General features: G+C 73.5%; 24 protein-coding genes. 11 read left to right on the forward strand and 13 right to left on the reverse strand.

What is annotated here, in order from left to right; all coding sequences use genetic code 11:
- Positions 1-25: 25 nt before the first annotated feature.
- The gene (locus tag ACZ47G_RS25055; protein ID WP_465746166.1) at positions 26-403 is read right to left on the reverse strand and encodes a nuclear transport factor 2 family protein; all 378 of its coding nucleotides are present in this window, start codon (positions 401-403) and stop codon (positions 26-28) included.
- Between the two features lie 74 nt (positions 404-477).
- Here ACZ47G_RS25055 and ACZ47G_RS25060 point away from each other — a divergent pair, with 74 nt between their 5' ends.
- Both ACZ47G_RS25060 and ACZ47G_RS25065 read left to right on the forward strand, forming a co-directional pair.
- A complete protein-coding gene (locus ACZ47G_RS25060) occupies positions 478-1,203 on the forward strand; it encodes a class I SAM-dependent methyltransferase (RefSeq protein ID WP_465746167.1) in 726 nt (241 codons plus the stop codon).
- 70 nt (positions 1,204-1,273) lie between these two features.
- Positions 1,274-1,693, forward strand: coding sequence for a nuclear transport factor 2 family protein (locus ACZ47G_RS25065; RefSeq protein WP_465746168.1), 420 nt, complete (start codon positions 1,274-1,276; stop codon positions 1,691-1,693).
- Between the two features lie 389 nt (positions 1,694-2,082).
- Here the strand turns inward: ACZ47G_RS25065 and tnpA are convergent, their stop codons facing one another.
- On the reverse strand, positions 2,083-2,514 hold the full coding sequence (gene tnpA / locus ACZ47G_RS25070) for an IS200/IS605 family transposase (protein WP_465746170.1): 432 nt from the start codon (positions 2,512-2,514) through the stop codon (positions 2,083-2,085).
- Positions 2,515-2,537: 23 nt separating this feature from the next.
- On the opposite strand from tnpA, the gene ACZ47G_RS25075 reads away from it, so the two are divergent.
- The 5 genes from ACZ47G_RS25075 (at position 2,538) to ACZ47G_RS25095 (ending at position 6,466) form a co-directional block, all read left to right on the forward strand.
- Complete coding sequence (locus tag ACZ47G_RS25075) at positions 2,538-3,872, forward strand: RNA-guided endonuclease InsQ/TnpB family protein (RefSeq protein WP_465746172.1); 1,335 nt, start codon at positions 2,538-2,540, stop codon at positions 3,870-3,872.
- An 82-nt stretch (positions 3,873-3,954) separates the two neighbouring features.
- Positions 3,955-4,086: a hypothetical protein gene (locus ACZ47G_RS25080; RefSeq protein WP_465746174.1), complete on the forward strand. Its 132-nt coding sequence runs from the start codon at positions 3,955-3,957 to the stop codon at positions 4,084-4,086.
- A gap of 197 nt (positions 4,087-4,283) precedes the next feature.
- A complete protein-coding gene (locus ACZ47G_RS25085; RefSeq protein ID WP_465746176.1) occupies positions 4,284-4,802 on the forward strand; it encodes a hypothetical protein in 519 nt (172 codons plus the stop codon).
- 39 nt (positions 4,803-4,841) lie between these two features.
- Positions 4,842-5,267 carry a VOC family protein gene (locus ACZ47G_RS25090; protein WP_465746178.1) on the forward strand — a complete coding sequence of 142 codons (426 nt, stop codon included), beginning with the start codon at positions 4,842-4,844 and terminating at the stop codon, positions 5,265-5,267.
- A 194-nt stretch (positions 5,268-5,461) separates the two neighbouring features.
- Positions 5,462-6,466: an SDR family NAD(P)-dependent oxidoreductase gene (locus tag ACZ47G_RS25095; RefSeq protein ID WP_465746180.1), complete on the forward strand. Its 1,005-nt coding sequence runs from the start codon at positions 5,462-5,464 to the stop codon at positions 6,464-6,466.
- On the opposite strand, the gene gcvH is transcribed toward ACZ47G_RS25095, so the two are convergent.
- The 4 genes from gcvH to ACZ47G_RS25115 all read right to left on the reverse strand — a co-directional run bounded on the left by gcvH (position 6,445) and on the right by ACZ47G_RS25115 (position 7,923).
- Positions 6,445-6,831: a glycine cleavage system protein GcvH gene (gcvH, locus tag ACZ47G_RS25100; RefSeq protein ID WP_465746182.1), complete on the reverse strand. Its 387-nt coding sequence runs from the start codon at positions 6,829-6,831 to the stop codon at positions 6,445-6,447. The two genes, ACZ47G_RS25095 and gcvH, sit on opposite strands and share 22 nt — an antisense overlap.
- Before the next feature lie 113 nt (positions 6,832-6,944).
- On the reverse strand, positions 6,945-7,412 hold the full coding sequence (locus tag ACZ47G_RS25105; protein WP_465746184.1) for an NUDIX domain-containing protein: 468 nt from the start codon (positions 7,410-7,412) through the stop codon (positions 6,945-6,947).
- 74 nt (positions 7,413-7,486) lie between these two features.
- Positions 7,487-7,711, reverse strand: coding sequence for a hypothetical protein (locus tag ACZ47G_RS25110; RefSeq protein ID WP_465746186.1), 225 nt, complete (start codon positions 7,709-7,711; stop codon positions 7,487-7,489).
- A gap of 11 nt (positions 7,712-7,722) precedes the next feature.
- Positions 7,723-7,923, reverse strand: coding sequence for a hypothetical protein (locus tag ACZ47G_RS25115; RefSeq protein WP_465746188.1), 201 nt, complete (start codon positions 7,921-7,923; stop codon positions 7,723-7,725).
- A 117-nt stretch (positions 7,924-8,040) separates the two neighbouring features.
- On the opposite strand from ACZ47G_RS25115, the gene ACZ47G_RS25120 reads away from it, so the two are divergent.
- The 3 genes from ACZ47G_RS25120 (at position 8,041) to ACZ47G_RS25130 (ending at position 10,692) form a co-directional block, all read left to right on the forward strand.
- Positions 8,041-8,880, forward strand: coding sequence for a helix-turn-helix domain-containing protein (locus ACZ47G_RS25120; RefSeq protein WP_465746190.1), 840 nt, complete (start codon positions 8,041-8,043; stop codon positions 8,878-8,880).
- Positions 8,865-9,074, forward strand: coding sequence for a DUF397 domain-containing protein (locus tag ACZ47G_RS25125; protein WP_465746192.1), 210 nt, complete (start codon positions 8,865-8,867; stop codon positions 9,072-9,074). The genes ACZ47G_RS25120 and ACZ47G_RS25125 overlap by 16 nt, the downstream gene beginning before the upstream one ends.
- A gap of 121 nt (positions 9,075-9,195) precedes the next feature.
- Entirely contained in the window at positions 9,196-10,692 is a 1,497-nt protein-coding gene (locus tag ACZ47G_RS25130) for an eCIS core domain-containing protein (RefSeq protein WP_465746194.1), read from the forward strand.
- Between the two features lie 32 nt (positions 10,693-10,724).
- Here the strand turns inward: ACZ47G_RS25130 and ACZ47G_RS25135 are convergent, their stop codons facing one another.
- The 5 genes from ACZ47G_RS25135 to ACZ47G_RS25155 all read right to left on the reverse strand — a co-directional run bounded on the left by ACZ47G_RS25135 (position 10,725) and on the right by ACZ47G_RS25155 (position 14,881).
- Complete coding sequence (locus tag ACZ47G_RS25135; RefSeq protein WP_465746196.1) at positions 10,725-11,330, reverse strand: DUF1707 SHOCT-like domain-containing protein; 606 nt, start codon at positions 11,328-11,330, stop codon at positions 10,725-10,727.
- A gap of 163 nt (positions 11,331-11,493) precedes the next feature.
- Positions 11,494-12,003 carry a hypothetical protein gene (locus ACZ47G_RS25140; protein WP_465746198.1) on the reverse strand — a complete coding sequence of 170 codons (510 nt, stop codon included), beginning with the start codon at positions 12,001-12,003 and terminating at the stop codon, positions 11,494-11,496.
- 80 nt (positions 12,004-12,083) lie between these two features.
- Complete coding sequence (locus tag ACZ47G_RS25145; RefSeq protein ID WP_465746200.1) at positions 12,084-13,076, reverse strand: terpene synthase family protein; 993 nt, start codon at positions 13,074-13,076, stop codon at positions 12,084-12,086.
- A gap of 304 nt (positions 13,077-13,380) precedes the next feature.
- A complete protein-coding gene (locus ACZ47G_RS25150) occupies positions 13,381-13,845 on the reverse strand; it encodes a MarR family transcriptional regulator (protein WP_465746202.1) in 465 nt (154 codons plus the stop codon).
- Between the two features lie 517 nt (positions 13,846-14,362).
- Complete coding sequence (locus ACZ47G_RS25155; protein WP_465746203.1) at positions 14,363-14,881, reverse strand: hypothetical protein; 519 nt, start codon at positions 14,879-14,881, stop codon at positions 14,363-14,365.
- Positions 14,882-15,246: 365 nt separating this feature from the next.
- Between ACZ47G_RS25155 and ACZ47G_RS25160 the strand changes: the two genes are divergently transcribed.
- Positions 15,247-16,491 (forward strand): MinD/ParA family ATP-binding protein, encoded by a 1,245-nt coding sequence (locus tag ACZ47G_RS25160; protein WP_465746205.1) that lies wholly within the window; start codon positions 15,247-15,249, stop codon positions 16,489-16,491.
- Positions 16,492-16,897: 406 nt separating this feature from the next.
- Here ACZ47G_RS25160 and ACZ47G_RS25165 read toward each other — a convergent pair whose 3' ends face one another.
- Both ACZ47G_RS25165 and ACZ47G_RS25170 read right to left on the reverse strand, forming a co-directional pair.
- Positions 16,898-18,217, reverse strand: coding sequence for a S8 family serine peptidase (locus tag ACZ47G_RS25165; protein WP_465746207.1), 1,320 nt, complete (start codon positions 18,215-18,217; stop codon positions 16,898-16,900).
- Positions 18,214-21,732 carry a right-handed parallel beta-helix repeat-containing protein gene (locus ACZ47G_RS25170; protein ID WP_465746209.1) on the reverse strand — a complete coding sequence of 1,173 codons (3,519 nt, stop codon included), beginning with the start codon at positions 21,730-21,732 and terminating at the stop codon, positions 18,214-18,216. The genes ACZ47G_RS25165 and ACZ47G_RS25170 overlap by 4 nt, the downstream gene beginning before the upstream one ends.
- Positions 21,733-21,833 lie beyond the last annotated feature (101 nt).

Below are 21,833 nucleotides of genomic sequence, written 5' to 3' on the forward strand. Positions count from 1 at the left end.
AGAAGGACAGCGACGGACGGACGACTCAGGAGGCGGACGGCTCGATCTCCCCCGCGAAGACGATGACCTGGTCGATGAGGCTCCGCCGCAGATGGACGACGTCCGTACCCGCCAGGCGGGGGCCTCCGTCCGGCGTGGTGAAGACCCACCGGTACCGGGCCCACTCGTCAGGCATGTCCACCTCCGAGCAGCGCACCATCGTGCCGGTCCCCGCCGGGTGGCGCCGGATGTCCAGCACGAACCGCTCGACCGCCGCGATCCCATCGCTGCGACCCAACGGCCCCCAGAAGACCACGTCCGAGGTCAGGGCCTGGGAGAGCAGGGCAGTCACATAGCTGTCGTCCGAGGCGTTGAACGCGGAGATGAACGTGTCGATCGCGGAGCGTGCGGTCTCTTCCTGCATACCCCAGTAATACCAGCCGCTGCCCGTGCGCTCCGGCCCCTCCCGGTCACAGCACAGGGCCTAGGGTGGCCGGCATGGTGGACGAGTGCTTCGGGCATCCACGCCTCGCCGGGGTCTACGACGCGCTGGACCCGGACCGCTGCGACCTGGACGCCTATCTGGGGATGGTGCGGGAGTTCGGGGCGCGCCGGGTGCTGGACATCGGCTGCGGTACCGGGGTGTTCGCGCTGCTGCTGGCCGGGCGTGGCGTCGAGGTGGTGGGTGTCGATCCGGCGGCGGCGTCGATCGAGGTGGCGCGCGCCAAGCCGGGCGCCGGGCGGGTGCGCTGGGTCTGCGGTGACGTGGGTGAACTCCCGGAGCTGCAAGTCGACTTGGCGACGATGACGGCCAACGTCGCACAGTCGATCGCCGACCCGCCCGCCTGGCGGCGGACCCTGCGCGGCGCCCGGGAGGCGCTGCGCCCCGGCGGGCGGCTGGTGTTCGAGACCCGCGATCCGGCCGCCCGGGCCTGGGAGGAGTGGACCCGGGAGCGCTCGCACCGCACGACGCTGGTGCCGGGCGTCGGCCCGGTGCAGAGCTGGGTGCGACTGACCGGGGTGCGCGGGCCGTTGGTGACGTTCCGCTGGACGTACGTGTTCGGCGCGGACGGGCAGGTGCTGACCTCGGATTCGACGCTGCGCTTCCGGGAGCGGGCCGAGGTCGAGCGGGACCTCGCCGAGGAGGGGTTCGCGCTGGAGGAGGTGCGCGGGGCGCCGGACCGGCCGGGCCGGGAGCTGGTGTTCGTGGCCCGGCTCCCCTGACCCTGCGCCCGCAGGGCGGTGCGGCCCCGGCTGCGCCGGGCGGGGCGGCGCGCGGGATAGCGTCCCGCCCATGACCTCCTCTCCCGCAGACCCCGCGCACCCCGCGTACCCCGCAGACCCCGCCGATCCCGATGTGGCCCTCGTGCTGGCCGCCTACGCCGCGTACGCCCGGGGCGACATCGACGCCGCCGTCGCCGACCTGCACCCCGAGGTGGAGTGGATGGAGCCCGAGGAGTTCCCCAACGGGGGCGCGCACCTGGGCCGGGACGCCGTGCACAAGTACCTGAGCGCCTCGTACGCGATGTGGGGCGAGTTCCGCTCCGAGCCGTCCGCGTACCGGCGCGGCGGGGACGTCGTGATCGTCCACCACGTGCACGGCGTGCTGACCGACGGCAGTCCGCTGGACTTCACCGCCGCCGACGTGTTCACCGTGCGCGACGGCCGGGTGGTGCGGATGCGGGCCTACGCCGACCCGGCCGAGGTGCTGTGAGCCACCCCCCTGCGGGGTGATCTCGGGCGGGCGTCGGCGCGGCGCCCGGCCGGGCGGGGCGGGCCTTCCGGTAGGCATGGGCGGGGCCGGATTCGTGGGCGAAGGATGCCCGCGCCCGGCCGTCAGCTCCACGCCAACTCCAGGCCAACTCCAGGCCCACCGGAAGGATTCACCCACTATGAAGCTGGTACGACGAGTCGCCGCCGCCGGTTGCACCCTCGCCCTCGCCCTCGGCGGTGCCGTCGCCCTCGCCCCGGCCGCGAGCGCGACCCCGCAGGGCTGCTTCTACCTTTGATCTTGGCCAGTGCTCCGGCGTTTACGCCGGAGGTGAAGGCCATCCTTGGCCCGGAGCCGCGAAGCGGCGGAGTTCTCTGCGGCTCCGGGGACGGCTACGCGGTGGGGCGTTGCTGGTTCTCGATGTACTGGCGGACCACGGTGAGCGGTGCGCCGCCGCAGGACCCGGCGAAGTAGGAGCCGGACCAGAAGTGTCCGCCCCACAGGTAGCGTCGGACGTGGGAGTCGTACTCCTGGCGCAGGCGGCGGGAGCTGACGCCCTTGAGGCTGTTGACCAGCTTGGAGAGCTGGACCTTGGGCGGATAGTGGATCAGCAGGTGGACGTGGTCCTGCTCGCCGTTGAACTGCTTCAACTCGGCCTCGAAGTCCGTGCACACGTCTCGCATGATCTCTTCGCAGCGGGTCAGCATGGCGTCGGTGATTGCCTTGCGCCGGTACTTCGTGACGAAAACCAAGTGGACGTGGAGGTTGTAGACGACGTGACGGCCGGTGCGGACATCGGGATTCGGGTTCCATCGAGGTGACATAAACCTACGCTACGATTACGGCCATGAGTCCGGAAATCGCATACGAGAAGCGCCAGTTCGGGCACCGTGCCCGACTGGCGCTGACTCCTGCGCAGGTCCGGCTCATCGACGCGCAGGGCCACGCGGCACGCACCACGTGGAACCTGCTGCACGACCTGTGGACGATGACACCGAAGTGCCAGCGCTCCCTGACCCGTATGGACGCGGAGATCCGCCGCGCCCGCAAGGAGATCGACTGGCTCGGCGTGCTGCCCGCGCAGGCGGCGCAGGCCGTCCTCAAGACGTACCTCCAGGCGTGGAAGAACTGCTGGGAGGGCCGCGCCGAGGAACCCGGCTTCAAGTCCCGCATCAGGTCGGTGATGGCGGTGGACATTCCGCAGGGCCGCGACCTGCACATCGTCCGGATCAACCGCCGCTGGGGGGAAGTCCAGATCCCAAAGGTCGGACGGGTGCGCTTCCGCTGGACTCGTGACCTGCCTATCGGCAAGCACGCCGACAAGGACAACCGGATCACCGGGGCACGGCTGGTCAAGGACCCCCTCGGCTGGCACATCGCCTTTCGCATCCAGACCCAAGAGGCCGTTCCCACCCCGCATCAGGGGCCGGAAGTGGGGATCGACCTCGGGGTGAACATCCCCCTCGCGCTGTCCGACGGCAACCACCAGGACCACGGCCGCGCGCCGCGCCTGCCCGACGGCACTGCCGACCGGGACAAGTGGCTCACCGGCCGGGAGAAGGCCAAGCTGCTCCGCCTGGAGCAGCAGGCCGCCCGCTTGAAGCAGCACTGCAAGCGCGGAGAGAAGTTCTCCAATCGCCTGCGGGCTGTGTACCGCCAGATCGGCAAGCTCCGAGCAACAGCCACGCGACGAGCCACCGACTGGCAGCACCAGATCACCACCACCCTCGCCCGCACGTACGGGACGATCGTGGTGGAGGATCTGCACATCACGAACATGACCAAGGCCCCCGAGCCGAAGCCGGACCCTGGGAAGCCGGGCACGTTCCTGCCCAACGGGGCCAGCGCGAAGGCGGGACTGAACCGCTCCATCGCCCAGGAGGCATGGGGCCGAACCATGACCATGCTCGCGTACAAGACCGCCCGCAACGGCGGCCAGATGGCCAAGGTCCCGGCCCCGTACACCTCTCAGCGCTGCTATGCCTGCGGGTTCACCACCCCCGGCAGCCGCGAGGACCAGGCCACGTTCGTGTGCAAGAACAACATGTGCGGATGGACCGGCAATGCCGACGCGAACGCGGCAAAGAACATTCTGCACCTGTACCGGATGGGCCACGCGCCCATCCCGGCTGCCGGGAGGGCAGTCGTCAGGCGGGTCAAACCGTCCAACCCACCGGCGTAAGCCAGGCGGGAATCTCCCTCGTTTACGAGGGAGTGAGCTTCAATACGTCCTGGAGAAGGTCCCGGGCGCCAACACCGAGATCTTGGAGGAGGCCTGCACGATCGGCGCGGCCGGTAACAAGCCGGCCTTCGAGGAGTGCTACCGCCTCCTGCGCGGCGACCACATCCCCGCCGTCGTGGCCGCCGAGGGCTGCCGCAAGGCCCCCATGGAGTAGTCCGGCCGCGAGAGGGGCGCAGCGCGGGAAGTCGAACGGGCCGACTTCCCGCGCTTTCGCGGGTCCGGGCGTGCTGTTCCGTTTCCCGGCTCCGGGTGGATCGTTGATCGTTGTACCAGTTGTTGTCAACGGATCACGCCCCTCCCCCGCGGCCGGACCGGCGCAGCGCCGGGCGGGCCGCAACGGAGAGCCACCCCATGCCCGTTCGCCCCTGGCGCGCGGCGGCCGCAGCCGCCTCCGCGCTCCTGTTCCTGGCCACCGCCCGCGCGACGGCGCAGCCCGTGGAGCCCGCGGCACCGGCCGCACCTGCGGCACCTGCGGCGTACAGCCTGCGCAACGCCCGTACCGGGACCTGTCTGCACCACATCTTCGGCACCACCCAGGTGCGGCTGGAGCCCTGCGAGGCGGTACCCGAGCAGCGGTGGGAGCTGCGGGCGGCCGGCGCGTGGGTCAACGTGGCGGCGTTCGACCCGGAGAAGGGCACCTGGGGCTGCGTGGCCATCGGTGACAACTGGAGCATCCGCTACGGCCAGTGCCGGGCGACCGAGTCGGCGTGGAGCATCGCGGACGGCGGCCGTTCCCGGGTCCGCTCGGAGTCGGACCTCAACGACAACGACCTCTACCTGACGGAGACCCAGGAGGGCCGCCTCGGCGCCCAGCCCGGCGGCACCACCCCCTCCGCGGACTGGATCCTGGCCGCCGAACAAGCCGAATAATCCGGGAAACGGGTGAGCGTCCCTTGCTACGGTGCCCGGATGTCAGCGATCAAGCAGTTCCAGGTCACCTTCGACTGTGCGCAGCCCGCGCGCGTCGCCCGCTTCTGGTGCGAGGTGCTGGGGTACGTGATGACGCCGCCGAAGGGGTTCGCCGGCTGGGAGGAGTACGAGGCCTCCCAGGCCCCGGAGGACCGGGGCTCCTGGTCCGCCTGCACCGACCCGTCGGGGGTGGGCCCGCGGCTGTACTTCCAGCGCGTTCCCGAGGGCAAGACCGCCAAGAACCGGGTGCACCTGGACGTGCGGGTGGGCACCGGGCTGGTGGGTGAGGAGCGTCTCGCCGTGCTGGAGGCCGAGGCCACCCGGCTGGAGGCGCTCGGCGCGGTGCGCGTGCAGGTGCTGTACGACGGCCAGGACTCGTGCATCTCGATGCAGGACGTCGAGGGCAACGAGTTCTGCGTCGACTGAGTCGGGTCGGCCGGGCGGGCCCGTGCCGGTGCCAGTGCCGATACCGGTACCCGTGCCGGTGCCCGTGCCCGTGCCCGTGCCGGTGGGATGACAGCGGTGGCAGCGCCCTGCCGGTGGGCTGTGAGCGGCCCGCGGAAACCTGGGGCCGGGGCGTGAACGACGCGCCCCGGCCACCGCACCACCAGGGAGCCCCCGTGCCGAACCCCGCAGCAACCCCGACCCCGCCGTGGGACGTCCACCGCCTGCCCCGGGCCGAGGGCAAGGTCTTCCTGGTCACCGGCGGCAACGCGGGCATCGGCTACTTCGTCGCCGAGCAGCTCGCCGGCACCGGCGCGACGGTCGTCCTCGGCTGCCGCGACCGCCGCAAGGCCGAGGCCGCGATGGCCTCGATCGGCGCCCGCGTGCCCGGCGCCAGGCTGCGGCACCTGCCGCTGGACCTGGCCGATCCGGCCTCCGTCGCGTCGGCCGCCGACGGACTCGGCGCGGAGGGCCTGGAGCGGCTGGACGCGGTCGTCCACAACGCGGGCATCGCGCTCGACGACCCGCCGCGCCGCGAGAGCGCGAACGGCCACGAGCTGATGTTCGCCACCAACCACCTGGGCCACTTCGCCCTGACCGCCCAGCTGGCCCCGCTGCTCCAGGCCACCCCCGGCAGTCGGATCGTGACCACCGGCAGCTTCGCCGCCAAGTCCGAACGCCTGGACCTCGCCGACCTCCAGAGCGCCCACGACTACAAGCCCAAGCGCGCCTACTCCCGCTCCAAACTCGCCCAGATGCTCTTCGCCGTCGAACTCGACCGCCGCCTGCGCGCCGCCGGAAGCACGACGCTGAGTGTCCTGGTCCACCCCGGCGGCGCGCTCGACGCCCTCACCCCCGCGCGCCCGCCCCTGCACACCCGCACCGCGCGCGAACGGCTGGGCCACCTGCCGCTCGGCCTGGTCGTCCAGGGCAAGGACGCCGCCGCGTGGCCCGCCGTACGGGCCGTGCTCGACCCGGGCGTACGCGGGTCGAGCACGGTGATGTGGAGCCCCCGGGTGTTCGGGCTGCGCGGCGAGCCCCGACCCGAACCCCTGTGGGACCACGTGGCGGACCCCGCCACCGCGACCTGGCTCTGGGAGGCCAGTTGCGAACTGACCGGCCTGGAACCGGTGTTCACCGCGGCGACGGGGTCCGGTCGCTACGACCTCTCCGCGATGTAGGCCTCGTACTGCTTCGCCGTCATCAGCGCGTCCAGCTCGGCGGGCTTGGTCAGGTCCAGCTCGATGATCCAGGTCTCGTGCGGGGCGTTGTTGATCTCCTCGGGCTCGTCGTCCAGGTTCGCGTTGGCCGCCGCGACCTTGCCGGTCACGGGCGTGTAGAGCTCGCTGACCGACTTCACCGACTCCACCGTGCCGAACGACTGGCCGCCATCGAAGTTGTCGCCCACCTTGGGGAGTTCAACGAAGACGATGTCCCCTAGCTGCTTCTGGGCGTAGTCGGTGATGCCCAACCGGACCTTGTCCTTACCGGTGGACTGCACCCACTCGTGTTCCCTGGTGTACTTGAAGTCCTTCGGGTAGGCCATGACGCTCTCCACAGGTCGATGTCGGCTGACGCTCCGTCAGCCAGGGAGGAGCCTGCTACAGATCGTCGCCACCCGGCGCGACCATCACCCGAACGAGCGAACGATCCGGCCGGTCAGTCGGGGCGCTGGCCGTGCAGGAGCAGGGGCAGGGCGCGGCCGGTGAGGGCCTCGGCGACGCGGGCCGCCTGGGAGGGCGCCATGTGCCGGGGGAGTTCGCGCACGGGAACGAAGCGGGCGCCGAGCAGTCGGCTGCGCTTCTGCGGGGGGACGGTGAGGGCGGTGGTGTCGCGCACGGTGCCGCCGTCGAAGACCAGGCTGAAACGCTCCAGGAAGCGGTCGGACGGGGTGTAGTCGAGGGCCACGGCATGGGTCAGGCGCAGGATGATGCCGGTCTGGGCGTGCAGGTGGCGGGCGGCGGCCCGGTGCGGGGGCTCGTTCACCTTGCCCGCCCCGCCCGGCAGGATCATCCCGTCCAGGTAGTCCGGGTCGACGAGCAGGACGTCACCGGCCTGGTTACGGACGAGAACGAGGCAGCCGAGCCGGCAGATGGGGGGCTTGGCGAGCAGACGCGGGTCGTGCATGGGGAGTTCACTTCCTGAGGGTGCAGAACAGCAGGAGGGCGAAACAGGCCCACCACAGGAGGCGGGCGAGGAGTTCAGTCGTCATAGGTGAGGCGCTCGTAGCGCAGCCCCTTGCGGAGCAGGTCCACGATCCGCAGCAGGTCGAGCGGGCGCGCGGTGAGGTGCAGCAGGTACTCGCAGGTGGAGCGGCCGGTGTCCCAGTCCACCTCGATGGTCGGCAAGTTGACCCGGCCCAGAGCCAGGACGGTGGTCAGGTCGTCCAGCACGCAGGCGGCCTGCCGGCGCTGCTCGGCGGTCACGCGGGAGAGGGTCACCGCTCCCCCGGACGCTTGTGGACCTCGAAGAGGCGCCAGGCGGAGAACGCTTCGGTGAAGGAGGAGAAGCCGCTGCGCTCACCGTTGGGCTTGCACAGCCACGCCCCGGTGCACTCGTTGCGGACCCGGTAGCACCGGGCCTCGGTGTCCCAACGGACGCCGTAGCCGTGGAGGCGGGGGACTTGGGCATGGGTCATGGCAATAACCTTCCGCAGTCGAGGTTTCACGTTCTGTGCACATGGTGGCGCAGCGTCGCCTACGATCGGAAGCGTCATGCGAGTTGCCTACGGGCACCTTGGAAGTTGGGGACTGCCATGAACAAGAAGAAGATTGACCCGGAATCCAGCCCCTGGGCACCCTTCGGGATCCAACTCCGCAACTTCCGCGAGGCCAGGGACCTCGTCCTGGACGACCTGGCGCCGCTCCTGGAGTGCTCGCCGTCGCACCTCTCCTACATCGAACTTGCGCACCGGCCGCCGAGTCGCAGGCTCGCCGAACTCGCCGACATCGCGCTCGACACCGGCGGCACCATGCTGCTGATGTGGTATCAGCTGAAGAACGCGGCGATCCTGGAAGGCTTCCCGGAGTACGCGCGCTACGAGGGCCTCGCTGAGCAGATCAGGATCTTCGAGAACGACTTCGTCAACGGGCTACTGCAGACCCGGGGGTACGTAACCGCGCTCCAGATGGGCTTTGTCAGGCAAGGCGTTTCGACCCAGAAACTGGCCGAGGAACGCATCGAATTCAGGCTCGCCCGACAGCAGATCCTGGAACGGCCCTCACCCCCGCTTCTGCACGTCGTGTTGGACGAGAGCTGCCTCAGGCGGGTCATCGGCGGACGTGACGTCATGATCGAACAGCTGCTCCACCTTGAGCAGTTGACCACTCGCCGCGACGTGATCATCCAAGTGGCACCGTTCTCCCTTGGCGAATACCGGCCGTTCACGCACATGACGGCCCTCCTTACCATGCCGAACCGCAAAGTTCTTGCTTACGGCGAGATTGAGCAGCGCGGCTACATTGATCGCGACACCAAGTCGGTTGCCGCAGTGATCAAGAGCTACGATCGGCTTGCGATCGATGCCCTTGGCCAGGCCGATTCGCTCGCCTTTATCCGTGCAGCAAGGAGGGATCTGGAGTGGATGTCGACCTGACCGACGCTTCCTGGCGCAAGAGTTCGTACAGCGGCGCAAACGGCGGGCAGTGCGTCGAAGTCGCTGACGGCTTCGCCGGCGTCATGCCAGTCCGCGACTCCAAGGACCCCTCCGGCCCCGCCCTCGTCTTCCCCGCCACCGCCTGGCAGTCCTTCGTCACCGCCGTCCGCACCGGCGAATTCGACGCCCGCTGAAGGCTGCGGGAAGCCGTCCGAACTGCCCGGACGGGCATGGACCGTTGCCCCCACGGCCCTTCCGTTCCCCCGCCCCGCCGATGACCATGGAAGCTCGGCAGACCTCCGGGGGGACCCACCCATGCGCACACACGACGGCGAGCGGCAGCAGCACAGCGGCCGGGACACCGCCGCCGACCGCGCCGGACGGGCGCCCGCCCACCGGCTGCTCGCCCTCCAGGCCAGCGTGGGCAACGCCGCCGTCGTGCAGATGCTGCAACGCGCGCCCGAACACCCCGCCGCCGCCCAGCGCTCCACCGTCCACGACGTGCTGCGCAGCGCGGGCCGTCCGCTGGACGAGGCGACCCGCACCGAGATGGAGTCCCGCCTCGGCGCCGACTTCTCCGACGTCCGGCTCCACGTCGGCCCGGCGGCCCGCGCCTCCGCGGCCGAGGTCGGTGCCCGTGCGTACACCTCCGGGAGCCATGTCGTCCTCGGCGACGGCGGCGGCGACAAGCACACCCTCGCCCACGAGTTGACCCACGTCATCCAGCAGCGGCACGGCCCCGTCGCCGGCACCGACCACGGCGACGGCCTGCGGGTCAGCGACCCCTCGGACCGGTTCGAGCGCGAGGCCGAGGCCAACGCGCACCGGGCCATGTCCGGGCCGGTCCGCACGCCCGAGACCGCCGTACCGCAGGAGCGAACGGCCCGTTCCGCGAGCACCGGCGCCCTGCAACGCGCCGCCACCGACGACCTCCCCGACGCCGCGGAGCCGTCAGCGACGGTGCCCGACCTACCCGCCACCCTGGTCCAGGAGTTGCAGGAGGCGAAGGACGCGACCGGGTCGGACGCCAAGGCCGTGCGCCAGGCCGCGCTGGACTCGCTGCTGCGGTACGTCCTCGCCCACCTGCCGGTCACGCCCGACCACCCCGAGCTGCCGCAGGCCCTGGCCGACAAGGACCTCGTCCTCGGCTACAAGCACTCCCGCCAGGGGGCCGGCAAGCCCATGGCCCTGACCAGCACCGGCACTTCGGGCGACAAGGTCACCATGGCGCTGTACCGCAACCTGTTCGACGACTACGGCCCCGCCGTGGTCTACAGCACACTGCGCCACGAGCTGATCCACGCCGCCCAGGCCATGCTGATGCCCGACGAGGACGCCGCCAACGGCGCGGACCCGCACATCTACATGGACGTGATGAGCGACATCGGGCACGAGACCTTCGCCCTGCTCCAGCAGCCGATGCGGGAGATCGAGACCCACGTCTGGGAGCTGGAGCACGCGGGCCGCACCGGGATCGACGGCGGCTACCTGAAGGAGACCGTCGACTACCTCGTGACCTACACCGAGGAGTTGGCCGCCAACCTCGGCAAGCCCGCCGTCACCGACCGGCACGTCGAGTACTGGGACGCGTACCTGGACAACTCGGTGGCCGCGCTCGGCCGGGCCGCCGCCACCCCCGCCGTCACCGGGCACACCGACCAGGCCCTCGCCGGACGCCTCACCACCGCCCAGCAGGCGCTGCGCGGCGCCATCGACGTCAAGAAGCGGGCGGGTGCGGCGGGCGGGAAGCGGGCCGGGGGCACCGGCCGGGGCAACCCCGGCCAGCGCAAGCGGGAGAAGGCCGACGCGTGAGTTGAGTCTGCTTCCCGCTGCGGACGGGACGGTCAGCCCCGGCGGGCCCGCCAGCGGCGGGGGTGGCGCACGGTGACGCGGCCGAAGCTCTTCTTGCCGATCAGCTCGATCCGCAGCCTGACCGGGGCGCCCGGGTCGGCGTCCTGGTGGCCCTTCACCTTGGAGAACTCCAGGGTCAGGCCGTAGGGATCGACCACGATCCCCGGGCCGACGATCAGCGTCAGGTTGCCGCCCTGCATGTCGACGTCGATCTCCAGGGTGTCGTGGGTGATCACCGCCTGGGTGAAGTCCAGCTTCACGTGGCACCACTCCGCGGCGATCTCCAGGCGGCGCGGCAGCACCCAGGCGCCCACCCGCTCGGTCCTGGTGAACTTCTGCTCGATCCGCAGCACGTCCCGGCCCTCGGCCACCACGCCGGTGGCCGAGACCGACACCGGCGGCAGGTCGGCGGTGAGTTCGGCCAGGTCCCCGACCGTGCGGGCCGACAGGGCGGCCTCCACCCGCTCGTCCAGCTCCTCGGCCGTCAGCCGGCCGTCGCCCGCGGCGACGCCCAGCGCGGTCACCACCCGGTCCCGGTCGGCGTGCGAGGCCCGCAGCGCGGGCCGGGTGCTGGGGCCGGGGGTGCTCCCGGCGGGCACGATCTCTCCCGGCATTGATTCCCGTCCCTGAACTCGCTCGGCGAAGGTCTGCGCGCGGAGGCGCCGCGCGGCAACTTACGTTATATCGCGATACGGTATATCGCGTTACGCCGTCCCCGCCAGGCCCGGGGCGGTGGCTCGCCCCGATGCGGGGGCGGCAGCCTCAGGAGGCGGCGTCCTTGCGGAAGCGCTTGGCCAGGGCCGGATCCGACTCCCACCACAGGCCGTTGCCGCTCTGCTCCTCCTCCGCTTCGACCGGCCGGGCGGATTCGGCCCCCGGGAGCACGGAGTCGCCGACGGCCCGCAGGCGGAACAGCAGGCCGGGGACGGCCCAGAAGACCGCGGCCAGCAGCAGCGTGAGTGCGGCGACGTAGTACCAGGGGACCATGGCGGCGCGGACCAGGGGCACCGCGAAGAAGGCGAATGCGAGTCCGGTGACCCGGCCCGTGAGCAGGAACTCACGGTCGTCGGCGACCTCCACGGTGACCGCCTTGGAGCGGGTGCGGTCCCAGGAGGTGAGCCGGACGGTGTGGGTGCCGGCCGGGACCGGGAAGCGCGCGAGGGTGCCCTGTTTGACGCTGCCGACCGGCACCCCGTCGATCTCCACGCCGTAGCGGCCCCTGCGCAGGGCGAAGAGCGGCGGCTCGGCATGCACGACGACGGTAGCGGTCATCTGGGTGTCCCCCCGGGTTGGTGATGATCATGAGGCGCGGAGCGCGCCCATGATAGGGGGATGCCCCTGGCCGGGCACCGTCAATTCGGCTGCCGGGCAACGAGGTTCTCCAGACCGAGGTCGCCCGGATGCTCGCCGGTGGTGTAGCGCGGGGCCGTGCGCCCCCAGTCGTGGTAGCCGCGGATCCACGCCGCGTGGGCGTCCCCGTAGCGGGCCAACTCCGGGATGCCGCCGCCGAGTTCGCGCTCCAGTTCGGGCAGGCCGGCGCGCAGGCCGAGGAAGGACTCGACGCTGCGGTCCGCGGTGTCGCGCACCTGGCGGACGGCCTCGGCGCGGGAGGCGCCGTGGTGGTGCACCAGGCTCAGCACGAGGTTGGGGCGGGCGCCGGCCTGATCCTTCTCCAGGGAGTGGATCTCGTTCATGGCGATGACGGCGTCGCAGGCGGCGACCCGCATCGCCTCCAGGTGGCTGGTGCACCAGGCCAGCAGCGGGACCTCGAAGTGCCCGACCCGCTCGGCCAGCGCCAGCAGCGGGCGCACCCCGATCGTGCGGCGGCGGGCGCGCAGGTGGGCGGCCGGGTCCGGGAGGACGCCGTGCGCCTGGTCGGCGATCTTGGTGGGCCAGCCGGCCAGGTAGTCGACCCAGTCGTGGACGGTGCGGCGGCGCCACTCCCCCGACATGCCCTCGCTCATCCGCTGCCAGCAGTCGGCGAAGGCGGCGACGACGGGGGGCGCGTGCGTCGTCTGCTGCTTCGGCCAGCGCAGGAGGTCCACCAAGTCCTGGCAGACGGCGATCGCGTCGTCCGTACGGCCGTCCCGGGCGTCGAACCGGTCGTCGAAGAGGAAGAACCAGCCGAGCAGGTCGAAGCAGAGGTCCAGGTCGGCGCCGACCGCGTCCGGGAAGCCGTACGCGGCGCTGTCCGCGACCCGGGAGAGCTCGTAGCGGCGCAGCGCCTCCGGGCCGGAGACCAGCCCGCCGGCCCGTACCCAGGCCAGGTGGCGCCGGCGGGCCCGGGCCAGGTCGGGGCTGACCCGGCCGGCGAGGGGCACCGTGAACTCGATGTCCTGGGGCATTCGGCTTCCGCGCTCCCGATACGACTCGACGGTCCGTGGCGGCCGCTCGGGGCCGTACGGTTCGGGCCCAGCGTGGGGGAAGCGGCGGTGCCCGCGCCAGAGCGCAAGGGGGCACCCCCCGGGCGCATCCGGATGCGCGGCGCCCTCCCGCACCGGGGGCGCGGGAGGGCGGGGGCCGGGGCGGGGTGCGGGAAGTCGGCGGGCCCGACTTGCCGTGCCGGGCCGTCGGCGGCACCGGGGCGGCGGCACCGGGGCGGCGGACCAGCCGGTGTCGCCGGTGCGGCGCGGGCCGGTCATTCGGGCGTCATTCGGGGAGGTCGCCGTCGCCGCCCAGGTTGGCGGTGATGCGGCGCAGCACGTTGACGGTGGTGACGAAGTCGGCCTCGTCGACGCCCTCGTGGGCCTGCCGGAGGACGTGCAGGTTGCGTTCGCGGGCGCGCAGACGGGCGGCCTCGCCGTCCGGGCTGAGGGACATGGCGCCGGTGGTCGCGTCCTCCAGCAGCCAGCCGCGGGCGGCGAGGTCGTCGAAGACCTCGTCGAAGTCGAGGCCGAGGTCCTCGTGGGGGGCCAGCCGCGGGACCAGGGTGGTGCGGTTCCAGCGGCCGGGGGCGCCGGCGGCGTGGTTGAGCGTCCACCAGTGCGGCTGGGTGAGGCCCTCCACCGCGAGCTGTCCGCGCAGGGCTCCCACCACCCGGCGGTAGGCCTCGCCGGTCCACGCGCCGATGGGCTGGGCGGCCAGGACCTCGTGCGGGTACTCCTTGAGCGTCACGCTGCTGCGCCTCTCTGTGCCGTTCGCCAGGACGTGATCACGGTAGGACTTCAAGTCGGCTTGAGGTCAAGGCGGTTCGCGGGGGTGTGTGGTGGGGGGTGGGGGGTGGGGGGTGGGGGTGCGGTGGCCGGGTTCCGGCCGGATCGGGGGCGCCCCGGGCGTGCGGGCCGGGGCGCCCCGGGGCCGTGGGCCCGGTTTCCGCCGCTGCGGCGGGCCGGTGCCGGCACCGGAAGTCGGCCCGGTCGACTTCCGGTGCCGCAAACCGGCCGGCGGACTATGGCGCGCCGGCGCTCACCCACACGGGTGGCGCGGCCGTTCCCGCTCCCCGCCGGGCCGGTGGCCTGGCACGGTTGGTCCGCGAGCGACCGCCGCCCCGGGGGCGGGAGCTCGGTGCTCGCCCCCTCTGGCCGGAGCGGGAAGTCGTCCCCGCCGACTTCCCGCTCCCCCCGGGGGCGCCTCCCGGGGATCCTGCGGGATCAGGCCTCGCCGTCGCGTGCCTACGCCGCCTGACGGCCGCTCACGGCGCGGGTTCGGACGCGAGTTCGGACGCGGGTTCGGGTGCGGTGGGGGCCGGGGCGGGGCCGTCGGCGAGGGCGGCGGACAGGACGACCGGCAGCTCCTTGTCCCCCTGGCCGACGCACAGCCCCAGCCAGCGTTCGGCGCCGGGCAGTGGCCAGACGTGCAGGGTGACGGCCTGCTGGCAGAGCAGGCCGACCGGTTCGGCGGGCGGCCGGTACCCGGCGTCCTGCGCGTCGCAGCTCGCGCGCAGGTAGGAGAACAGGTCGACCTCGTACGGGCGGCCCCAGCGGGCCGTGAACACCTCGGCCAGGGCCTCCAACGCGCCCTGGGCCAGGTCGTGTTCGCGGTCGCAGGCCATCCCGTCCGGGTCGTCCCAGAAGTCGCGGCTGACGGACAGCTCCTCGACCCGGTAGCCGGGGCCGCAGTACCCGGTGGGGTGGTCGGTGTCCTCGGGCGGGTGGGGCCGGGGGTCGGCGAGGAGGGCGTCGACCCGGTCGAGGTGCGCGGGGGTGGTCACGGCCGCAAGGCTAGGGCCTGTCTTCAAACTCCCGTCGTCCGCCCGGAGGGCGGGCGGGGCGGCGTTGGGGTGCGTGCATCGCAAGGCGGAGGTGGGGGCACCTCCCGGCCGGAGGCTGGGGGCGGAGCCCAATGCAGCGCATTGGCGACCGACGACAACGCGGCGAGGTGCGTGCACCGGCGTCGCCCCGCAGACGGGAGTTTGAAGACAGGCCCTGGGGGGCGGCACCGACAGCGGCGCGGCGGGGCCGCCCCGACGGGGCCGGGCGGTCGGCGTTGAACGGCGTCGTGGGCTCGGGCCGTTGAGCCGGTGGGGGATCCGTACGGCACCGGCATGGGGGCCGGCGCAGCGACAGGAGGCGGAACGTGGCGGCGGACCACATGGTCATCGAGCAGGTACGGCGGCTTGGGCGGGGCCCGGAGCGGGAGCTCTCCCCCGACTACGGGCTGCTCCCCCCGGCCCCGAGGTCCGAGCCCGACTGGCGTCGGCCGCTGGACACCCTGGGGACGGTGCTCATCCCCCCGGAGGCCCGCCCCGGCCCGGTCTCCCCCGGCCCGGTCTCCCCTGCCCCGGTCTCCCCCGGCCCCGCTCCGGTCACCGCCCCCGCCGTCCTCCTCGCGCCGCCCCCGATGCCCCCCGCGCCGCCCGCCGTCGCGCCCGCGCCGCCCGTCCCGTCCACCACGCCGCAGCCACAGCCGCAGCCGCAGCCGCAAGCGCAGCCGGACCCGGCGCCCGTGCCCGCGCCCGCCCGGCGGCCCCGGCTCCTCGGGGCCGGCCTGGGCGGCGGCCTGGGCCTGGGCCGGGGCGAGCAGCGTGAGCAGGAGCGGCTGCGGGCCGTCATCCGCACGCCGCTGCACCGCTCCTTCCGGATCGCGGTCATCGGCCTCAAGGGCGGGGTCGGCAAGACCTCCGCGACCCTGGGGCTGGGGTCCGTCCTCGCCGAGACCCGGGCCGACAAGGTCGTCGCCGTCGACGCCAACCCGGACACCGGCACGCTGAGCCGGCGCATCCGCCGGGAGACGCCGGCCACCGTCCAGGACCTGCTCGCGGCCGCGCCCTCGATCACCGGCTACATGGACATCCGCCGCTTCACCTCGCTGACCCCCAGCGGGCTGGAGGTGCTGGCCAACGACGCCGACCCGACGGTCGCCAACGCCTTCGGCGGCGGGGACTACCGGCGGCTGGTCGACCTGCTCAGCCGCCAGTACCCGATCGTCCTGGCCGACTGCGGCACCGGCCTGCTGCACGGCTCCATGCACGCCGTGCTCGACCTCGCCGACCAGCTCGTCATCACCGCCACCACCAGCGTGGACGGCGCCAGCGGCGCGGACACCACCCTGGACTGGCTGTGCGCCAACGGGTACGAGGAGCTGGCCCGGCGCAGCGTGACCCTGATCTCCGGGGTGCGGGCCAAGGGCCGGACGATCCGGGCGGACGACCTGGTGGCCCACTTCGGGCAGCGCTGCCGGGCCGCCGTCGTGCTGCCCTTCGACGAGCACCTCGCCCTGGGCGGCATGTTCGAGCCCGCCCGGCTGCACCAGCGCACCCGCCGCGCCTACCTGGACCTCGCCGCGCTGGTCGCCGAGGGCATCCGCCCGGCGGGGGCCTGAAGGACCTGTCTTCGAACTCCCGTCGTCCGCCCGGAGGGCGGGCGGAACGGCGTTGGGGTGCGTGCATCGCAAGGCGGAGGTGGGGGCACCTCCCGGCCGGAGGCTGGGGGCGGAGCCCAATGCAGCGCGTCGGCGACCGACGACAACGCCGCGAGGTGCGTGCCCCGGCGGCGGCCCGCAGACGGGAGTCCGAAGAAAGGCCCTGGCTGTCCGGCCGGTCTTGGCGGATCAGCCCGCGACTCCCCCAGCCTTCGGCCCGGGAGGTACCCCCGTGTCGCGCCCGGTTGGGCGTGCGTCCGGATCGTCCTCGTGCTGGGCCGTACTTGGGCGATTCGGGCGTGCGTCCAGGCGGGATGCCCAGCGTCGCGGGCCCGGCACGATCGGCCGGACAGGGCCTGAGGGCCGGTCAGGCCTTCCAGCGGCCCGGGCGCCAGGCGCGGCGGCGGGCGGCGGTGCACAGGACGGCGAGGCCCAGGGTGAGGGTGACGGTGGTCAGGACGGCGGCGGCCACCGTCGCGGCCTGGCGGGGGGCGGGGTCCGGGGGCGGGGGCCCCAGGGCGGTGGCCCGCGCCGGCGGGAGGGCGGCGGCGGTGGCGGGCGGGGTGGTGGTGAGGGCGGCGAGGGGGTCGACGGTGCCGTAGCCCAGGCGGGGGTCGGGCAGGGCGGTGCCGGGGTGGTAGGCGGTGGCTTCGAGGCGCTCGCGCAGGTGGGCCGGGTCGAGGTCGGGGTGGTGGCCCAGGAGCAGGGCGGCGGTGCCGGCCACCACGGCGGCGGCGAAGCTGGGGCCGCTGCCGGTGAAGTAGCCCTTGCCGGCCGGTCCGGTGCTCATCATCGCCTCGCCCGGGGCGGTCAGGTCGACCCGGGGGCCGGTCCGCGCGCCCTGGCCGGTGCCGGTGCCGACACCGGGGCCGACACTGGTGCCCGCACCAACGCCGCCCGTACCGCCGCCTCCCGCACCGACGCCCGTACCGCCGCCGCCCGCACCGCCGCCCGCCGTGGCCGCCGGGTCCGGCGCGGTGCCGTCCGGGGCCAGCGCGGCGACGGTGAGGACCTGCGGCGGGGCGGAGGGCAGCGAGCCGCCGCCCTGGTCGGGGGTGGCCGGGGCGACCACCAGGGCGCCCCGGTCCTCGGCGTGGCGCAGCGCGTCCTCCAGGCCGGGGTCGCCGGCGGGCAGGGGCAGGGCCGAGGCGATGATGCGGGCGCCGGCGTCGGCCGCGTCCCGGATGCCCTTGGCGAGCAGGGCCGGGGTGGTGGCGCCGGTGTCGTCGGTGACGGCGACGGCCAGGATCCGCGCCTGGGGGGCGATGCCGGCGAAGCCGGTGCCGTCCTGGTGGCGGGCGGCGATCAGCCCGGCGAGGAAGGTGCCGTGGCCGACGCAGTCGCGGGTGGAGTCGCCGGTGCCGTACTCGCGCGGGCCCGGGACCAGGCGTTCGCCCAGGACGCCGGAGGCGCCGTCGACGCCGGAGCCGACGACGGCGACCGTCACCCCGGCGCCCCGGCCCAGTGCCCAGGCGGCCTCAGGGCGCAGGAAGGTCTGTGCCCAGGGGGTGCGGTCGGTGCCCTTGTCGGAGGGTTTGAGGCACTCGCCGGCGCGGGCGCCCTGGCGGCTCTGGCCGATCACGGGCAGGGCCGCGGGGTCGCCGGAGGCCGCCGCGGCCGGGGCGCTCCCGGTGCACAGGGCGGCGGCGAGGGCGGCGGCGGCCGCGGCGCTGCGGCGGGTGGTCACACCGTGCTCCCCTGGAGCAGCGCGGGGACGTCCTGGGGCAGCAGCAGGCTCAGTTCGGACACGTCGCCGACCTCCAGGCGGGCCAGCCGCCCGGCCTGACGGGTCACCATGGCCTCCAGGGTCTGGCGGGCGAAGCGGCCGTTGCCGAAGTTGCGGTCCCGGGGGACGGCCGCGCACAGCGTGGCCAGGGTGGTGAGGGTCTCGGGGGCGCAGAGGTAGCCGGCCTCCTCGGCCTGGCGGGCGACGATGGTGACGAGTTCGTCGGCGCTGTAGTGGTCGAAGGCGATCTGCTGGGGGAAGCGGGAGGCCAGGCCGGGGTTGGAGGCGAGGAAGCCCTGCATCTCCTCGTGGTAGCCGGCCACGATCACCACGACCTCGTCGCGGTGGTCCTCCATCAGCTTCATCAGGGTGTCGACCGCCTCCTGGCCGAAGTCGCCGGAGGCGGCGCCGCCGCGCGGGGTGAGGGTGTAGGCCTCGTCGATGAACAGCACGCCGCCGCGGGCGCGTTCGAAGGCCTCCTTGGTGAGCTGGGCGGTGTGGCCGATGTAGCGGCCGACCAGGTCGGCGCGGGCGGTCTCGACGAGCTGGCCGGTGGGCAGGACGCCGAGTTCGGCGAGCAGGGCGCCGTAGAGGCGGGCGACGGTGGTCTTGCCGGTGCCGGGCGGGCCGGCGAAGACCAGGTGGTGGCTGATCCTGGCGGCGGGCAGGCCGGCCTCCTCGCGGCGGCGGGCCTGGGTGATCAGGTTGACCAGGTTCTCCACCTGTTCCTTGGCGGCGCTCAGGCCCACCATCTGGCGCAGCCGGGCCAGGAGTTCGCTGCGGCCGTCCGCGCCGGGGCCGGGGCCGGCGGCGCGCGCGGCCTCGGCGCCGAGGTCCTCGGGCAGCAGCAGCGGCAGGTCCGCGTCGGTGACTTCGGCGAGGGCGGCCAGCCGGGAGGCCTGGCGGTCGACCATCTCCTCGAAGACCTTGCGGGCGGCGCGGCCGTTGCCGAAGTCCGCGCCCTTGGGCATGCGGGTGAAGTGGGTGCCGAGGGCCTCGACGGTGGCCTCGGCGAGGTCGAAGCCGTGGGCGGCGGCGGCCCGTTCGACGATGGTGACCAGTTCCTGGGCGGAGTAGTTGCGGAACTCGACGGTGCGGCTGAAGCGGGAGGCCAGGCCGGGGTTGGAGGAGAGGAACTCGCGCATCTCCTCCGAGTAGCCGGCCACGATCACCACGACGTCGTCGCGGTGGTCCTCCATCAGTTTGACCAGGGTGTCGATGGCCTCGCGGCCGAAGTCGGGCCCGGTGCCGCCGCCCCCGGCGGACAGGGTGTAGGCCTCGTCGATGAACAGCACGCCGCCGAGCGCCTCGGTGAACACCTCGGTGGTCTTGATGGCGGTGCCGCCGACGATGGAGGCGACCAGGTCGGCGCGGGCGACCTCGGTGAGGTGGCCGCTGCGCAGCACGCCGAGTTCGGCCAGGATGGCGCCGTAGAGGCGGGCGACGGTGGTCTTGCCGGTGCCGGGCGGCCCGGCGAAGACCAGGTGCCGGCCCATCGGGAGGGCGGGCATCCCGGCCTGTTCGCGGCGCCGGGCCAGCTTGTTGAGGTTGACCAGGGTGGCGACCTGTTCCTTGACGCCCTCCAGGCCGACGAGCGCCTGGAGGGCGGCCTGGGGGCCCTCGGGGTCCGGTGGCGGCGGCTCGGTGGCGGCGCCGTCGGGGCCGGGCGGGGTCCCGTATCCGTCCCCGTACCCGCCGCCGTACCCGTCCTCGTACCCGCCGCCGTACCCGCCCCCCTCGCCGTCGCCGTCCCCGGGTGCGGGGTCGGCGGGGCGGGTGCCGGGGGCGGCGACGGGCCGAGCCTCGGCGCTGCCGTGGCTGTCGGCGTGGGCGTTGTCGCGGCTGGTCAGCTCGGTGACCGCGAGGCGGGTGCCGGGCCTGGTCTGGCGCAGTCCGGAGCCGCGGTTGCCGGTGACGGTGCAGCCGGTGACGCGGACCGGTTCCTCGGAGTCCACCCGCAGTCCGTCGCGGGCGTTGTCGGTCAGTTCGCAGCCGTTCAGGGCGGCGCGGGCGCCGGCGGCGAGCAGGATGCCGTGGCGGCGGTTGTCGTGGACGCGGGTGCGGGCGGCGGTGAGTTCGCCGTCGCCCTCGACCAGCAGGCCGTCGCCGCTCCAATCGGCGATGTCGCAGTCGCGCAGCGAGGCGACGCCGCCGGGGCCGATCTCGACGCCGTTGACCGCCGCGGTGGCGGCCGTGGTGCCGCGTACGGTGGCGGCGGCCGGGCCGGTGGTGGTGCCGCGTACGGTGGTGCCGCGTACGGTGGTGGCGCCGACCTGGGTGTTGCCGCCGTCGGCGACCCGCAGGGCGGCGCGCCCGCCCGCCCCCAGCAGGCAGGACTCCAGGCGGCCGCGGCCCTCGCGCAGCACTTCGACGCCGTGGCCGCCGACCTCGGCGACGTCCAGGCGGCGCAGCAGCGGGTTGGCGCCGTCGCGGACGACGACCCCGGCGCCGGCGGCGCCGCGCACCTCCAGGCGGTCGAACTCGGCGGCGCTCTCGCCGGTGAGGTCGACGGCGTCGCCGGCGCCGGCGGTGACGGTGGTGCGGGTCAGGACCGGGCTGGCGGACTCGTCGACCAGGATGCCGGTGCCCTGGGCGTCGCTGACCTCGCACTCCTCGAAGCGGCCCCGGGAGCGGCCGGTGACGTGGATGCCGTGGCCCTTGGTGCGGGCGGTGCGGCAGCGGCGCAGCAGTGGGTCGGTGCCGCCGGCCAGGACCAGTCCGTGGCCGCGGGTGGCGTCGAACGCGCAGTCCTCCAGGAGGACTTGGGCGGCGGAGCTGACGTAGGCGCCGATCGCGACGTCGCGCACGGTGGTGCGCAGGACCCGGGTGGTGCTGTGTTCCTCCAGGGCGATGCCGGGTTTGTCGGTGGCGGAGATCTCGCAATCCTCGATGGAGCCGCGGCCTTCGCCGTTGGCGCACACGCCGTTGCCGCGGGCGTCGCGCAGGACGCAGTTGCGCACGACGGGGTTGGCGCGTTCGCCGATCACCACGGCGGAGCTGCCGAGGTGTTCGATGACGGTGTCCTCGATGACGCTGGTGCCGGTGGAGGTCTCGACGATGCCGGCGCCGGCGGGGTTGACGATGCGGCAGCCGCGCATGGCCAGGGAGCCCTGCTGGCGGGTGAGGACGGCGGTCCAGGAGTTGCCCGCGACCTCGCAGTCCTCCAGGGCGGCCTGGCCGCGCGGGACGTCGATGGTGGGCAGTTCCTCGTCCTGGCCGTGCAGGACCAGGCCGGTGAGCTGGACGGCCTCGGCCACGACCTGGACGACGGCGCCGCGGCGCGGGGAGATGCGTACGCTGCCGCGGGCCTCCTCGGCGGTGATGGTCACCATCTTGGTGATCACCAGGTTCTCGTCGTAGCGGCCCGGGCGGACGCTGATCACCGCTCCGCTGCGGGCCGCCTCCAGGGCGGCGCCGATCGTGCGGTAGCCGCCCTCTTGCGGCTCCGCGCCGACCGTCAGCACATGGCGGGCCATGGGGCGCTCTCCTCCGTCGTTCGTGTCTGTGGTGCTTGTGGTGCTTGTGGGGCTTGTCGTGCTTGTGGTGCCGGCGGCGCTTATGGTGCCGGTGGCGCTTG

Source organism: Kitasatospora sp. NPDC030952, assembly GCF_055571335.1.

Coding starts and splice junctions, on each gene's coding strand:
- ACZ47G_RS25085 (WP_465746176.1), top strand. CDS start 4,284: ATGCCCGTTCGCCCCTGGCGCGCGGCGGCCGCAGCCGCCTCCGCGCTC.
- ACZ47G_RS25170 (WP_465746209.1), bottom strand. CDS start 21,732: ATGGCCCGCCATGTGCTGACGGTCGGCGCGGAGCCGCAAGAGGGCGGC.
- ACZ47G_RS25065 (WP_465746168.1), top strand. CDS start 1,274: ATGACCTCCTCTCCCGCAGACCCCGCGCACCCCGCGTACCCCGCAGAC.
- ACZ47G_RS25130 (WP_465746194.1), top strand. CDS start 9,196: ATGCGCACACACGACGGCGAGCGGCAGCAGCACAGCGGCCGGGACACC.
- ACZ47G_RS25140 (WP_465746198.1), bottom strand. CDS start 12,003: ATGACCGCTACCGTCGTCGTGCATGCCGAGCCGCCGCTCTTCGCCCTG.
- ACZ47G_RS25090 (WP_465746178.1), top strand. CDS start 4,842: ATGTCAGCGATCAAGCAGTTCCAGGTCACCTTCGACTGTGCGCAGCCC.
- ACZ47G_RS25055 (WP_465746166.1), bottom strand. CDS start 403: ATGCAGGAAGAGACCGCACGCTCCGCGATCGACACGTTCATCTCCGCG.
- ACZ47G_RS25115 (WP_465746188.1), bottom strand. CDS start 7,923: ATGACCCATGCCCAAGTCCCCCGCCTCCACGGCTACGGCGTCCGTTGG.
- gcvH (WP_465746182.1), bottom strand. CDS start 6,831: ATGGCCTACCCGAAGGACTTCAAGTACACCAGGGAACACGAGTGGGTG.
- ACZ47G_RS25075 (WP_465746172.1), top strand. CDS start 2,538: ATGAGTCCGGAAATCGCATACGAGAAGCGCCAGTTCGGGCACCGTGCC.
- ACZ47G_RS25145 (WP_465746200.1), bottom strand. CDS start 13,076: ATGCCCCAGGACATCGAGTTCACGGTGCCCCTCGCCGGCCGGGTCAGC.
- ACZ47G_RS25060 (WP_465746167.1), top strand. CDS start 478: ATGGTGGACGAGTGCTTCGGGCATCCACGCCTCGCCGGGGTCTACGAC.
- ACZ47G_RS25105 (WP_465746184.1), bottom strand. CDS start 7,412: ATGCACGACCCGCGTCTGCTCGCCAAGCCCCCCATCTGCCGGCTCGGC.
- tnpA (WP_465746170.1), bottom strand. CDS start 2,514: ATGTCACCTCGATGGAACCCGAATCCCGATGTCCGCACCGGCCGTCAC.
- ACZ47G_RS25120 (WP_465746190.1), top strand. CDS start 8,041: ATGAACAAGAAGAAGATTGACCCGGAATCCAGCCCCTGGGCACCCTTC.